9 protein-coding genes and 2 riboswitches are annotated in these 14,034 nt (G+C 51.4%); of the genes, 7 read left to right on the top strand and 2 right to left on the bottom strand.

The features are described 5' to 3' along the window. The first annotated feature begins 225 nt into the window (after window positions 1–225). From DWY89_RS02755 to DWY89_RS02785, 7 genes are all read left to right on the top strand, one after another. Window positions 226–1,146 carry an NTP transferase domain-containing protein gene (locus DWY89_RS02755; RefSeq protein ID WP_107000823.1) on the top strand — a complete coding sequence of 307 codons (921 nt, stop codon included), beginning with the start codon at window positions 226–228 and terminating at the stop codon, window positions 1,144–1,146. Window positions 1,147–1,276: 130 nt separating this feature from the next. Then, on the top strand, window positions 1,277–2,086 hold the full coding sequence (locus DWY89_RS14310) for a hypothetical protein (RefSeq protein ID WP_182431248.1): 810 nt from the start codon (window positions 1,277–1,279) through the stop codon (window positions 2,084–2,086). A gap of 335 nt (window positions 2,087–2,421) precedes the next feature. Next, entirely contained in the window at window positions 2,422–4,902 is a 2,481-nt protein-coding gene (locus DWY89_RS02765) for a hypothetical protein (RefSeq protein ID WP_118524379.1), read from the top strand. 290 nt (window positions 4,903–5,192) lie between these two features. Next, window positions 5,193–6,485 (top strand): UDP-N-acetylglucosamine 1-carboxyvinyltransferase, encoded by a 1,293-nt coding sequence (locus DWY89_RS02770; RefSeq protein ID WP_022359474.1) that lies wholly within the window; start codon window positions 5,193–5,195, stop codon window positions 6,483–6,485. Between the two features lie 96 nt (window positions 6,486–6,581). After that, a riboswitch (SAM riboswitch) is annotated at window positions 6,582–6,725 on the top strand. Window positions 6,726–6,803: 78 nt separating this feature from the next. After that, window positions 6,804–7,991, top strand: coding sequence for a methionine adenosyltransferase (metK, locus tag DWY89_RS02775; RefSeq protein WP_022359473.1), 1,188 nt, complete (start codon window positions 6,804–6,806; stop codon window positions 7,989–7,991). 268 nt (window positions 7,992–8,259) lie between these two features. Next, window positions 8,260–9,735 (top strand): HAMP domain-containing sensor histidine kinase, encoded by a 1,476-nt coding sequence (locus tag DWY89_RS02780; RefSeq protein WP_117796521.1) that lies wholly within the window; start codon window positions 8,260–8,262, stop codon window positions 9,733–9,735. 49 nt (window positions 9,736–9,784) lie between these two features. Next, window positions 9,785–10,474, top strand: coding sequence for a response regulator transcription factor (locus tag DWY89_RS02785; protein WP_022359471.1), 690 nt, complete (start codon window positions 9,785–9,787; stop codon window positions 10,472–10,474). A 195-nt stretch (window positions 10,475–10,669) separates the two neighbouring features. Here DWY89_RS02785 and DWY89_RS02790 read toward each other — a convergent pair whose 3' ends face one another. Next, complete coding sequence (locus tag DWY89_RS02790; protein ID WP_118469045.1) at window positions 10,670–11,482, bottom strand: radical SAM protein; 813 nt, start codon at window positions 11,480–11,482, stop codon at window positions 10,670–10,672. 2 nt (window positions 11,483–11,484) lie between these two features. Further along, window positions 11,485–13,788, bottom strand: a complete 2,304-nt coding sequence (gene pflB, locus DWY89_RS02795; protein ID WP_270224325.1) for a formate C-acetyltransferase — start codon at window positions 13,786–13,788, stop codon at window positions 11,485–11,487. A gap of 75 nt (window positions 13,789–13,863) precedes the next feature. After that, window positions 13,864–13,943: riboswitch (ZMP/ZTP riboswitch) on the bottom strand. Window positions 13,944–14,034: the final 91 nt, after the last annotated feature.

Consider the following 14,034-nt stretch of genomic DNA (forward strand, 5'->3'; position numbering starts at 1 on the left):
ATACGGCAAATTCCTGCTGCCACCACGTTTTCTTACGGCACTTTCGGTTCCAAAAGTGCCTACCCGTGAACGGTAACCATGATACCTTGTTGGGGAAATGGAAACCCCTGTGGATGATTGCAACCACAGGGGTTCTGTGCTATACTGGACATACGATTGCAGTAAAAATGTTGTTGTTTACATAATGTTCAGATGGCAGCAAATATACGGACGAGGAGAGGGAAGATGAAAAAAACAGCACTTGTCATTATGGCAGCCGGAATCGGAAGCCGTTTTGGCGGAGGGATCAAACAGCTGGAGCCAGTGGGTCCGAATGGGGAGATCATTATGGATTACTCCATCCATGACGCGCTGGAAGCTGGATTTGACCGGATTATCTTTGTGATCCGTCATGATTTGGAGGAGGACTTCAAAGAAGTGATCGGGAACCGGATTGAGAAGATTGCGCCGGTGACATACGCATTCCAGGAGCTTTCGGATGTACCGGAGGGATTCAGTGTCCCGGCAGACCGGAAAAAACCGTGGGGAACCGGACAGGCGATTTTGAGCATTCGCGGACTGGTCGAAGAGCCATTTCTGGTGATCAATGCGGATGATTATTATGGAAAAGAAGTGTTCCGAAAGATTCATACATACATGGTGGAACAGATGGACGTGAACGCACCGGTGTATGATATCTGTATGGGTGGCTTTATTCTGGCAAATACGCTCAGCGAGAACGGCGGCGTGACACGCGGCGTCTGTGAGGTGGGTGAGGGAGAGATTTTAAAACGCGTAACCGAAACCTACAATATCCAGAAGACAGCGGACGGCATGACGGCGACGGATAAAGAGGGGAGTCCGGTTTCGGTTCAGGAGAACCAGCATGTATCGATGAATATGTGGGGACTCACACCGGGCTTTGTGGAGGAGCTGGAAAAAGGATTTCCAGAGTTTCTTGCGGGGCTGAAAGAGGGCGACGTGAAGTCGGAGTACCTGCTTCCGACGATCATCGATCAGATGATCCACGACGGACGCGCACGGGTGAAGCTTCTGGAGACGCATGACCGCTGGTTTGGCGTGACCTACCGTGAGGATAAGGAGAGTGTGACGGAGTCGATCCGGGCGCTGATCCGTGAGGGCGTGTACCCGGAAAAACTGTTTTGATAATTTGAGGAACAGTTGATTCGGCTGTGCAGAGGATAACGTGAAAAACGGTACGTGAGAATAACATGATACGCATAAATCCTGCATAGGATACCATGTAAGCCTTGAATTAAGGGGGAATGGCAGTCCGATGCAGGATTTTGCATATTTTAAGAGTCTTTATCCGGCTGCATGTAAGCAGATGCAGCTTTGCGTGGAAGCGGTCTGTGATGAGCTGGAGTATGAGGGGAGTCCCATCTATGATGAATATCCGGATCGGATCTTTCTGGAAAAACTGACAAAACGGGCACTGGAAAAATGGCAGAAGGTTTATCCGGCTGGAACGGAAAGGACGGATACACTGACGACCTATATAAAGGCGGCGGACGTGGGTACCGTATCCACAGAAGAAGGAACGGCGATGGTGGAAAATTCCCTGAAAATAGATTCTCCTGGTGGAGAAAGAGAAGAGAATCTGGCGGGAACCAGCATACAGCCGCATCTTCCTGGAAATGATGTATGGTATGGACCACTTCGGGGCGAACAGAAGGGCGGAAACGCTGGATATATGGTGTGGGAGGCGGATGAGCCGAATCTGACCGCGCAGGAGCGCCGTCCATGGAGTCCGCCGCCGGGACCGCGCCCGGGAGGACCAGGAAATCCGTGGGGACCGCCGCCCCCGCCGCCGGGACCGCGCCCGGGAGGACCGGGAAATCCGTGGGGACCGCCGCCCCCGCCGCCGGGACCGCGCCCGGGAGGACCGGGAAATCCGTGGGGACCGCCGCCTCCGCCGCCGGGACCGCGCCCGGGAGGACCGGGAAATCCGTGGGGACCGCCGCCCCCGCCGCCGGGACCGCGTCCGGGGAGACCAGGAAATCCGTGGGGAGCGCCGCTTCAGGATTTTCTTCAGGTTTTATTAATGAATGAGCTGCAGGAGCGAAGACGGTGTCGGAAGTGCTGAAATGGCAATTTTCAGGTGTGAATTTTCTGAATTAAAATGCGGTAACATCCAGGTGTGACAACGAATTTTACCGATTTGGAAAAAGAACAATCGGGTTACTGGGCACGTATGCGTGAACAGTAACACAATCGGAGTTCTTACGAATCATAGAAATTCTGGAATTTGAAGCCTGCTTGTGTTATACTGAAACAAAGGCTGCCGCCGGGACAGATGGGTGCCTGCGGCAGTTTTTGGCGTGCATGACAAAACGGAAACAGTTCGGCGGGTAGATTTTCCTGTACCTGTGAAGATACGGAACTGGTATGGTGGAGAGATAAAAGGAATTGATTTGATAGATGAAGAAAAACCTGAAAAAGATACTGATTTTACTGATCTTATTTGTGCTGGCAGTAGCCGGTTATTTTACCTGGTCCTGGATGCAGTTGCGGGAGGATGGGGCGGTCTATACTTCGATTGAGGACGCGAACCTTCCAGTCGCTTATGTGAATATTCTGGGGCGGCGGATGAACGAGCTGGACGGTTTCGTGGAGGACAGCCAGAAAGCGGCTGGACGCGGGGATTTGACGCTGCTTCCGGCAGACCGGAAACTGTCGGTGACGATCGACAAGCTGGACTCCCAGATTACGGGGATGCAGTATGAGATCCGCAGTCTGGACGGCGAACGTCTGGTAGAACGTACAACGCTTGACCACTGGGAACAGTCAGGGGAAGAGGTTTCTGCGGAGCTTCCGATCCAGAACCTTCTGACGGAGGAAAGCGAATACCGCTTAACGATTGCGATCGCGACGGAAAAGCACCCGGCGATCTATTTTTACACGCGCGTGATGTGGCAGCAGGAGAGCCGTGTGCAGGAGATGGTCGATCTGGCGGTGTCCTTTTCTGAAAAGACGTTTGATTATGATTCAGCGAGGGAGCTGACGACCTATCTGGAGACGGATCCGAATGCGGACAACAGTTCGTTGGGACATGTGACGTTAAAAAGCGATTTCAGCCAGCTGACCTGGAAAGGGCTTTCGATGGAGCGGGTCAGCGAACCGGAAATTCATCTGCGGGAGCTGCAGGGCATCATTGGGACGATCGATTTAAAGTATGTTGTAAGTGAGATGAAGGATGGCAAGGCGGCTGCTTATTACGATGTGATCGAGAGCTTCACGATGAAGCTGGGCGCACAGCGCATCTACATGATGAATTATGACCGCCGCGCGGACCAGATTTTTACGGGGGAGAGCAGCGCCTATTCTGGTGACCGGATTCAGCTGGGGGTTTCGGATGCGGAGGATCTGCAGTCGATGCAGGATGAAGCGGGGAAATACCGTGCCTTTGTGGCAAACCGGGCGCTCTGGATTTATGATACAGGAAAAAAAGAGAGCACAAAGGTATTTGCGTTCCGCAAGAGCGAGAATGATACGAGGGTCAATTATGATACCTACGGAATCAAGATTCTGGATGTGAGCGAGGCAGGCCAGATTGATTTTGCCGTGTACGGCTATATGAGCCGCGGTAACCACGAGGGAACGACGGGAATCGCGCTATACCGCTATGAGACTGCGGGAAATGCCCTGACAGAGCGGCTGTATCTGCCGGCATCGACCGATTACGGCAACCTGCGCCAGGATATCAACCAGCTGTGCTACTTAAGCGGCGGGCAGACGCTGTATGTGCTGATGAACCATGCGGTTTACAGTGTCGATCTGACGGGAAAAGAGTACATGGTGGTGGCAGATGGCCTGACGGAGGAAAATTTTGCAGTCAGCACGGATGCCTCCCGGATTGCATGGCAGGATGGGGCGGATATTTACCGTTCGACCAAGCTGCATGTCATGAATCTGGAGACAGGCAAGAAGGATGAGATTTCCTTCCCGGATCAGACCGTGATCCGGCTGATCGGATTTGTCGGAACAGACTTAGTCTACGGGCTTGCCCATCCGAACGAGCAGCTTACGATGGATGGACGCGTGACGGGGCTTCCGCTGTATGCGGTCGAGATCGTCGGCAGCAATATGGAGATGGAGACCCGCTATGAGAAGCCGGGTGTCAACCTGGTGGATGTGCGGATTCAGGACAGCCGGGTTCATCTGTCACGGATGCGCCAGATAGGAAGCGGCTATCAGCCGATGGACGAGGACACGCTGGTCTGTAATGAGGAAGTGTCGAAAGATCCACTGGATGGAATCGCTACGTTAAATGACAGTGCAAAGGGGCGTCTCTACTGCGTCAAGCTGGATGCAGGCAAGACGGCACGGAGCACGAAGGTGCATGTTCCGAAGCAGGTGGCAGCAGAAGAAAATGATGTGATTGTGCTTCAGAACAATGGCGCGGCTGCACAGCGGATTTACAGTGCCTACAGCGAGGGACGCCTGAAAGGCTCATATGCGGAATTTTCCAGCGCGGTGCAGGCAGCTTACGATGGCATGGGACTCGTAACGGATGAAAATGACCGGGTTGTCTGGGTGAGAGCAAACCGGAGCGACGCGAAGACGATCCGCGACGTCCAGAATATGGCGGGAACCGTCAGCCGCTATCTGTCGGATATGGCGGACGGAAAGACGACCTCCTCGGATGGCACAGAGTTAATCGACGCACGCGGGCTGACGCTGAACCAGATTCTCTACTTTGTCTACGCGGGCATGCCGGTGGTGGCATATCTGGGAGACGGAAGCTATGGTCTGATCTGTGGATACGACGCGTACAACATCTCCTGTCTCTGGTATCCGGGCACGGAATTTGCCTACACGGATAAGATGGGACTCAACGATGCAGCGGCATTTTTCGAGGGAAACGGAGGCAATGATTTCATTTGTTTCCTTGCCAATTAAGGGAAAAACGGAAATTACTGTTCACGGGTAGGCACTTTTGGAACCGAAAGTGCCGTAAGAAAACGTGGTGGCAGCAGGAATTTGCAGTATTAAAATGCGAAGCCACGGCAAATTCCATTACTGGGCACATATGCGTAAACAGTAATAAACGGAAAGCCAGTGCTTTACAAATTGAGATGTTATGATATAATCATGTAGATAACATGATATAAATTTAAGAAAATATTAAAGATTTGAGGCGCCGTCTGGCGCGTGTAAGTATCGTAAGATAATAGATTTTGAGGTGCAGAATGGAACAATTTATTATGAAGGGCGGAAATCCGCTGGTAGGCGAAGTGACTATCAGCGGAGCGAAGAATGCGGCGCTGGGAATCTTGGCGGCATCGATTCTGACGGACGAGGATGTTTTAATAGAAAATCTGCCGGACGTGCGTGATATCAACGTGTTTCTGGAGGCTGTTTCGGAGATTGGCGCGATGGTAGACCGGATTGACCGGCACACTGTCCGCATCAATGCGAAGGGGATTCATGCGATCCATGTGGATGACGAGTACATCCGCCGGATCCGAGCTTCCTACTATTTTATTGGCGCCCTGCTTGGCAAGTACAAAAGCGCACAGGTTCCGCTTCCGGGCGGATGCAACATCGGCAGCCGTCCGATCGACCAGCATTTAAAGGGCTTCCGTGCCCTCGGTGCGAAGGTGCAGGTGGAAAATGGCGCGGTGCTCGCACATGCGATTGATTTAGTTGGTACCCATATTTATCTGGATATGGTGTCGGTCGGCGCGACGATCAATATCATGATGGCAGCGACGCTGGCAGAGGGCGAGACGATCATCGAGAATCCGGCGAAAGAACCGCATGTCGTCGATGTGGCGAACTTCTTAAACAGCATGGGAGCCAATGTCAAGGGTGCCGGAACCGACGTGATCCGCATCCGCGGCGTCCACAAGCTGCATGGAACCGAATATTCGATCATCCCGGACCAGATCGAGGCAGGTACATTTATGTGTGCGGCAGCGATCACCCGCGGCGACGTGATGGTACAGAATGTCATTCCGAAGCATCTGGAAGCAATTTCTGCGAAGCTTATCGAGATGGGCTGTGAGGTGACGGAGTTTGATGAGGCGGTTCGTGTTGTGGGACGCCCGAGTCATGTGCATACCGATATCAAGACACTTCCGTATCCGGGATTTCCGACTGATATGCAGCCGCAGATCACTGTGACACTGGCACTGGCAGAGGGAACCAGTGTAGTGACTGAGAGTATTTTTGAAAACCGTTTTAAATATGTGGACGAACTTGCCCGCATGGGTGGACGCATCAAGGTAGAGGGCAATACCGCGATCATTACCGGCGTGAAGAAGCTGACCGGAGCACAGGTGGAGGCACCAGATCTGCGCGCAGGCGCTGCCCTGGTCATTGCGGGGCTGGCAGCGGAAGGATATACGACTGTCGATGAGATCGGTTATATCCAGAGAGGCTATGAGCATTTTGAGAAGAAGCTGCAGGGACTTGGCGCGGTGATCGAGAAAGTCGATTCTGAGAAAGAGGCGCAGAAGTTCAGACTCAAAGTGGGCTGATAAAAAAGAATGCGGTGTCACATATTGCTTGACAGACACCGCGGAGTATGTTATCGTACTGTTGAAACTTTTAACAATTAAAAAGTTCGTATATATCCCTTATTCAGAGTGATGGAGATACAAAGGATCTATGAAGTCACGGCAACCCCGTTACATGGGACTGAAAATTGGTCTCAGCAGGGAACGGAAGGTGCCAGCCTGAGCGAGGAACCGGGAGATCGGTTTATCGAGCAATAAGAGGATTTGATCGAGATAATCAAGTCCGTGTTGCTGCGGACTTTTTTTATGTCTTACGACAAACTTATCAAAGGAGGAAATATGGAGAGATTACTTTTTACATCTGAATCAGTAACCGAAGGACATCCGGATAAAATGTGTGATCAGATTTCCGATGCGATTCTGGACGCGCTCTTAGAGCAGGATCCGATGAGCCGTGTGGCTTGTGAGACGGCGACGACAACCGGTCTGGTTATGGTTATGGGCGAGATCACAACGAAAGGCTATGTGGATATCCAGAAGGTAGTCCGCAATACCGTCCGTGAGATCGGTTATGACCGTGCGAAATACGGTTTTGACTGTGATACCTGCGGCGTGATCGTGGCACTGGACGAGCAGTCCCCGGATATCGCGATGGGAGTTGATAAAGCGCTGGAAGCAAAAGAGAACAAGATGACCGACGAGGAGCTGGAGGCAATCGGTGCCGGCGATCAGGGTATGATGTTTGGTTATGCGACCAACGAAACGGATGAATATATGCCATATCCGATTTATCTGGCACACAAACTGGCACGCCAGCTGACCAAGGTCCGCAAAGACGGAACCCTGCGCTACCTGCGCCCGGACGGCAAGACACAGGTAACCGTAGAGTACGATGAGAACGGCAAACCATCCCGTCTGGATGCAGTGGTTCTTTCCACCCAGCATGACGAGGAAGTAACCCAGGAGCAGATCCATAAGGATATTAAAAAATATGTATTTGACGAGATTCTGCCGGCAGAGATGGTTGATGAGAATACAAAATTCTTTATCAATCCGACCGGACGTTTCGTTATCGGCGGTCCGCATGGAGACAGCGGTCTGACCGGACGTAAGATCATTGTGGACACCTACGGCGGCATGGCGCGTCACGGCGGCGGCGCATTCTCCGGAAAAGACTGCACAAAAGTGGATCGTTCTGCTGCATACGCAGCCCGCTATGTTGCGAAAAACATCGTAGCAGCTGGACTGGCAGACAGATGTGAGATTCAGCTTTCCTATGCGATCGGTGTTGCACAGCCGACCTCCATCATGGTAGATACATTCGGAACCAGCAAGTTGCGTGAGGATCAGCTGGTTGAGATGATCCGCAAGCACTTTGACCTGCGTCCGGCTGGCATCATCAAGATGCTTGACCTGCGCCGCCCGATCTACAAACAGACGGCTGCATACGGACATTTCGGCCGCGACGATCTGGATCTTCCGTGGGAGAAGCTGGATAAGGTGGATGAATTAAAGGCGTATCTGTAAGAGTAGGAAACGCTGCTGGGATATCTGCCCGTAAAAAATCATAAGATCAGAACGAGGGGGCTGCCGCTTTTGCGGCAGTCTCTTTTATTATACAAAAAGGCACATGCTTTTTTATTTATAATACTTTTAGAGACGTAATCTGCAAAATATGATACACTATTTGTGGAAGATATCAGGAGCAAAAGCGCAGAAGTCCGACGCAGTTTTGCGGGAGGATTTTTGTAGGGGCAATCTGGTATCAGACCGGGCAATGACTGGAGGAAATAGGATGAAGATACGCACACGTCTGGCGATTGCTTTTGTGACGATTACGGTCGTTCCGATTGTGCTCATATTTGTGGCGGCGTTCGGACTCGTAAACTATCAGGAGCATCTGTTTCAGAAAACATACGGGCTGTCGGAGCAGATCGATCTGCTCTCCGGCAATCAGACACAGGTGTTTAACCGGCTGACGCAGGGAATCCAGGAGGAGATCCGCGAGGCAGTCGGGGAAAATACAGATTTATTTGAAGAACCGGCTTATTTGAACAAGGTCAATGAAGAACTGCGCGATAAATATTCGTATCTGGTCATCCGCAAGGGCAAGAACATCACATTCTGCGGAAGCGAGGATGGACGCGAGCTCTGCGAACGGCTGGCGCCGTACGGTGATCAGGGAAGTATGGCAGGCAGTATTTACATGGATGGCGAGGAACAGCATCTGGTCAAACAGATCGATTTCCGGTTTTCAGATGATTCACAGGGCAGTGTGTTCATCGTGACGAACGTCGGGGATTATGTGCCGGAGATCAAGGCGCTGCTCGGAGAGATGCTGCTTCTCGGCGTGCTGATCATCAGTTTTATGGGCGGTCTGCTGATCATGTGGATCTACCGTTCTCTGCTGCGTCCGCTGCACAAGCTGCAGGAGGCGACCAAGCAGATCCGGGATGGAAATCTGGACTTTACGCTCGATGTGGATGATGAAGATGAGATCGGAATGCTCTGCCAGGATTTCGAGGAGATGCGTCTGCGTCTCAAGGAATCGCAGGAAGAAAAACTCCAGTACGACAAGGAGAGCAAAGAGCTGATCAGCAATATTTCCCATGATCTGAAGACTCCGATCACGGCGATCAAGGGGTATGTGGAAGGCATTCAGGATGGCGTGGCTTCTTCACCTGAGAAATTGAATAAATATATTCGGACGATTTATAATAAAGCAAACGATATGGATCGACTGATTGACGAGCTGACGTTCTATTCGAAGATTGATACGAACAAGATTCCGTACAACTTTTCAAAGATCAATGTGGCGGAGTATTTTGGTGATTGTGTTGAGGAAGTTGGTCTGGATATGGAGACGCGCGGCATCGAGCTGGGATATTTCAACTATGTGGACGAGGATGTGGTCGTGATCGCGGACGCGGAGCAGATGAAGCGAGTGATCAACAACATTATCGGAAATTCGCTCAAATATCTGGACAAGAAAAAGGGTATTTTAAATATCCGCATCAAGGATGACGGCGATTTTATCCAGGTCATCATCGAGGACAACGGAAAGGGAATCGCGGCGAAAGATCTGCCGTATATTTTCGATCGTTTCTACCGGACGGATTCGTCGAGAAATTCGTCCAAGGGCGGCAGCGGCATCGGGCTTTCGATCGTAAAGAAGATTATCGAAGATCACGGCGGACGCATCTGGGCGACCAGCAAGGAAGGCATCGGAACGGAGATCCATTTCGTTTTGCGCAAGTATGTCGGGGCATAGTGATTTGAAGTTTGGTCGTTTAAATAAAAACAGCAGGAGGAATTCACAGATGAGCAGAATATTAATCGTAGAAGACGAGGAGAGTATTGCAGAGCTGGAAAAAGACTATCTGGAGCTTTCTGGTTTTGAGGTTGAGATAGAAAATAATGGAGAAACGGGACTGAAACGCGGCATGGAGGAAGATTTTGACCTTCTGATTCTTGATCTGATGCTACCAGGGGTCGATGGCTTCGAGATCTGCAAGAAGATCCGGGAAGTAAAAAACACACCGATCATCATGGTATCTGCGAAAAAGGACGATATTGACAAGATCCGCGGTCTGGGACTGGGCGCGGACGATTATATCACGAAACCATTCAGTCCGAGCGAGATGGTGGCGCGTGTCAAGGCGCATCTGGCGCGTTATGAGCGCCTGATCGGCAGCGGTATGCCGGAAAACGAGATCATCGAGATCCGGGGACTCAAGATTGATAAGACTGCCCGCCGCGTTTACATCAACGGCGAGGAGAAGAACTTCACGACGAAGGAATTTGACCTGCTGACCTTTTTAGCACAGAACCCGAACCATGTATTTACCAAGGAAGAACTCTTCCGCGAGATCTGGGATATGGAGTCGTTGGGAGATATCGCGACGGTTACCGTGCATATTAAGAAGATCCGTGAGAAGATCGAGTTCAACACGGCGAAACCGCAGTATATTGAGACGATATGGGGTGTTGGATACCGGTTTAAAGTCTGATGACTGGGTAAGCCACATAAAAACGACCCTTGGGAAACGCAAACAGGAGCGCTTTCCAAGGGCCGTTTTATATTTCATAGGAAATTGCGTCCTATGAAATATAAAATGCTCCGCGAGGATGCGCACTCGCGCGAAGCAGAAACATGTCGCAAGCGACCGCGTGAGACGCCCGAAGGTGCCAAGGCACATTCTTTTTCATCCCAACAAGATTTGGCTTGCCCGCTTCAGATCGTTCTCGTCCGGGATACGGATGTCGGACAGGGAATAGGGAATGCCGAGCGTTTCCCATTTATAGATGCCGAGCGTGTGGTATGGGAGAATTTCTACCTTTTCCACATTTGAAAGTGTGTCCAGAAATGCACGGATTCCATGCAGGTTGGCCGGATCATCGGTAATGCCGGGGACTAAAACATGCCGGATCCACAGGGGCTTATGAATCTGGTCTAAAAACCGGGCAAAGGAAAGAATGGATTCGTTGGAGTGCCCAGTCAGAAGACGATGTTTTTCCGGATCGATGTGTTTCAGATCCAGAATAACAAGATCGGTGTGCTCTAAAAGCGTGGTCAGGTGGGAAAAGAAAGGTTCGGCGGTGGTAAATGGCTGTCCCGCGGTGTCCAGTGTGGTGTGAATGTGCTGTTCTTTGGCAAGCTGGAAAAGTTCACATAAAAAGTCAGCTTGAAGGAGCGGTTCTCCGCCGCTGACGGTGATGCCGCCGCCCCCGCGCCAGTAACTCCGGTAGCGGAGTGCCTGGCGAAGAAGTGCTTCCGGGGTGATTTCCTGCGAACCGGTGTGTTTGGATGGGCAAGAAACGCCTTTGGAAAGAGCGGATGTGCCGGAAGTGTGGGTGGAGACGTCCGGGAGGAAAAGTTCCTTTGGCAGTACCCATGTATCCGGATTGTGGCAGTAGCGGCAGCGCATGAGACAGCCCTGCATGAATACCACGAAGCGGACACCGGGACCGTCTACGGAGCCGAAGGTATCGATGGAATGAATATAACCGGTATGCATCGTTACAGCACCTCGTGGCAGGTGCGGGCGATCACGTCGAGCTGCTGTTCTCTGGTCAGATTGATAAATTTAACGGCATATCCGGAAACACGGATGGTGAAGTTGGCATATTCCGGTTTTTCCGGGTGTTCCATCGCGTCTTTCAGTTTTTCGATTCCAAAGACATTTACATTTAAATGATGCGCGCCCTGATCAAAATATCCGTCCAGGACGTGAACCAGGTTGTTTTTCCGCTCTGTCTCGGAGTGACCGAGCGCCCCCGGTGCAATCGTTTCTGTGTTGGAGATGCCGTCGAGCGCATATTCATATGGAAGCTTTGCGACCGAGTTTAAAGAAGCGAGCAGACCGTTCTGCTCTGCGCCGTAGGAAGGAGTTGCGCCCGGGGCAAACGGGGTGAATGCCGGCCGTCCGTCCGGAAGTGCGCCGGTTGCCTTGCCATATACAACATTGGAGGTGATCGTGAGGATGGAGGTGGTTGCCTCGGAATTCCGGTAGGTGTGGTATTTTTTTACTTTATGTAAAAAGGTTTTTAACAGCCATACGGCAATCTCGTCGGCGCGGTCGTCATCATTTCCGTAGCGTGGGAAATCGCCCTCTGTCTCAAACTTGCGGGCGATGCCGTATTCATCACGGATGACCTTCACTTTTGCATACCGGATCGCGGAGAGAGAATCGACCACGTGGGAGAAACCGGCGATTCCGGTGGCAAAGGTACGCCGGACATCCGTGTCGATCAACGCCATCTCAGCGGACTCATAGTAATATTTATCGTGCATATAGTGAATCAAATTGAGGATATTCACATAAATGCCCGCCAGCCAGTCCAGCATCTGATCGTATTTATGCATGACTTCCTGATAATCGAGGTATTCGGATGTGATCGGCGCATACGCCGGACCAACCTGCATCGGGCGTCCGTCTTTGGTAGTGTATTTCTCGTCTCTGCCTCCGTTGATGGCATAGAGAAGGCATTTGGCAAGATTGGCACGGGCGCCGAACAGCTGCATTTCCTTGCCTGTCTGGGTGGCGGAGACGCAGCAGCAGATGCTGTAGTCGTCCCCCCAGATCGGACGCATGACATCGTCGTTTTCATACTGGATCGAGGATGTGTTGATGGAGATTTTGGCAGCATATTTCTTAAATGCCTCTGGCAGGCGGGAAGAGTAAAGGACGGTCAGGTTTGGTTCTGGGGACGGTCCCATATTTTCCAGCGTATGTAAAAAGCGGAAATCGTTTTTCGTTACCATCGGACGCCCGTCTTGTCCCAGACCGGCAACTTCCAGCGTTGCCCAGACCGGATCGCCGGAGAAAAGTTGGTTGTAGGATGGGATCCGGGCAAATTTTACCATGCGGAATTTCATTGTCATATGGTCGATTAATTCCTGTGCCTCGGCTTCGGTCAGTGTTTTTTCTGTTAAATCCCGGTTGATGTAGATATCAAGGAAGGTGGAAACGCGTCCGACACTCATGGCGGCACCGTTCTGGGTCTTAACGGCAGCGAGGTAACCGAAGTAGAGCCACTGGACGGCTTCTTTGGCATTGGAAGCCGGACGGGAGATATCAAAACCATAGATGGCAGCCATCTCCTGAATGCCCTTTAGAGCGCGGATCTGCTCGGCGAGCTCTTCCCGCTGGCGGATGATGTCATCAAACATGGCACCATTTCCGCAGCGTTCCAGATCCTTTTTCTTTTCCTGAATTAGGAAATCGATTCCGTACAGGGCGATCCGGCGGTAGTCGCCTACGATTCGGCCGCGTCCGTAGGTATCCGGAAGCCCGGTGACAATATGGCAGTGGCGGGCGGCTTTCATTTCCGGGGTATATGCATCGAAGACGGCCTGGTTGTGGGTTTTGTGGTATTCGGTAAAGATTTTATGAAATTTTGGATTGACATGGTAGCCGTAGGTTTTGGCGGCTTCCTCCGCCATCTTGATTCCGCCGAATGGCATAAATGCCCGCTTGAGTGGTTTGTCGGTCTGAAGTCCGACGATGCGTTCCAGATCTTTAAGCTCCGGATCGATATATCCCGGACCATAGGCAGTCAGGCTGGATACGATTTCAGTTTCGCATTCGAGCACACCGTCCTTTTCGCGCTCTTCCTTCTGAAGCTTTTGAAGGCGTTCCCAGAGCAGATGAGTGGTACTGGTCGGGGCAGCGAGAAAGCTTTCATCGCCATCATATTGCGTATAGTTGTTCTGGATGAAATCGCGGACGTTCACTTCGTCGGTCCATTTGGAGCCCAGAAAACCTCTCCAGGCCGTTTGGAAGATAGGTGTGTTTTGGAATGTTTGATACATAGCAGACATGTGTTTCCCTCCTGGTTGAAAAATTTCGATCCCAGCAGAGACAGTGAGAGTAAAAAAAAATACCCACGGTCTGTGCTGTGACGCCCAGACGGTCGGCAATTTCCAGTCATACTTCATGTGGTTGATCCACTTATCCGTCAGTTGTATGACTGCTATGTTTAAGATATACCAGAACCGAAGAGGAATGTCAAGCTATATTTGGGGGAAGAGGTAACGGTTCAAATCCGTAGCTGTTCACAGTAACAA

Origin of the sequence: Clostridium sp. AF27-5AA (assembly GCF_003478415.1) — a bacterium.
Taxonomy (GTDB): Bacteria; Bacillota; Clostridia; order Lachnospirales; family Lachnospiraceae; genus Otoolea; species Otoolea fessa.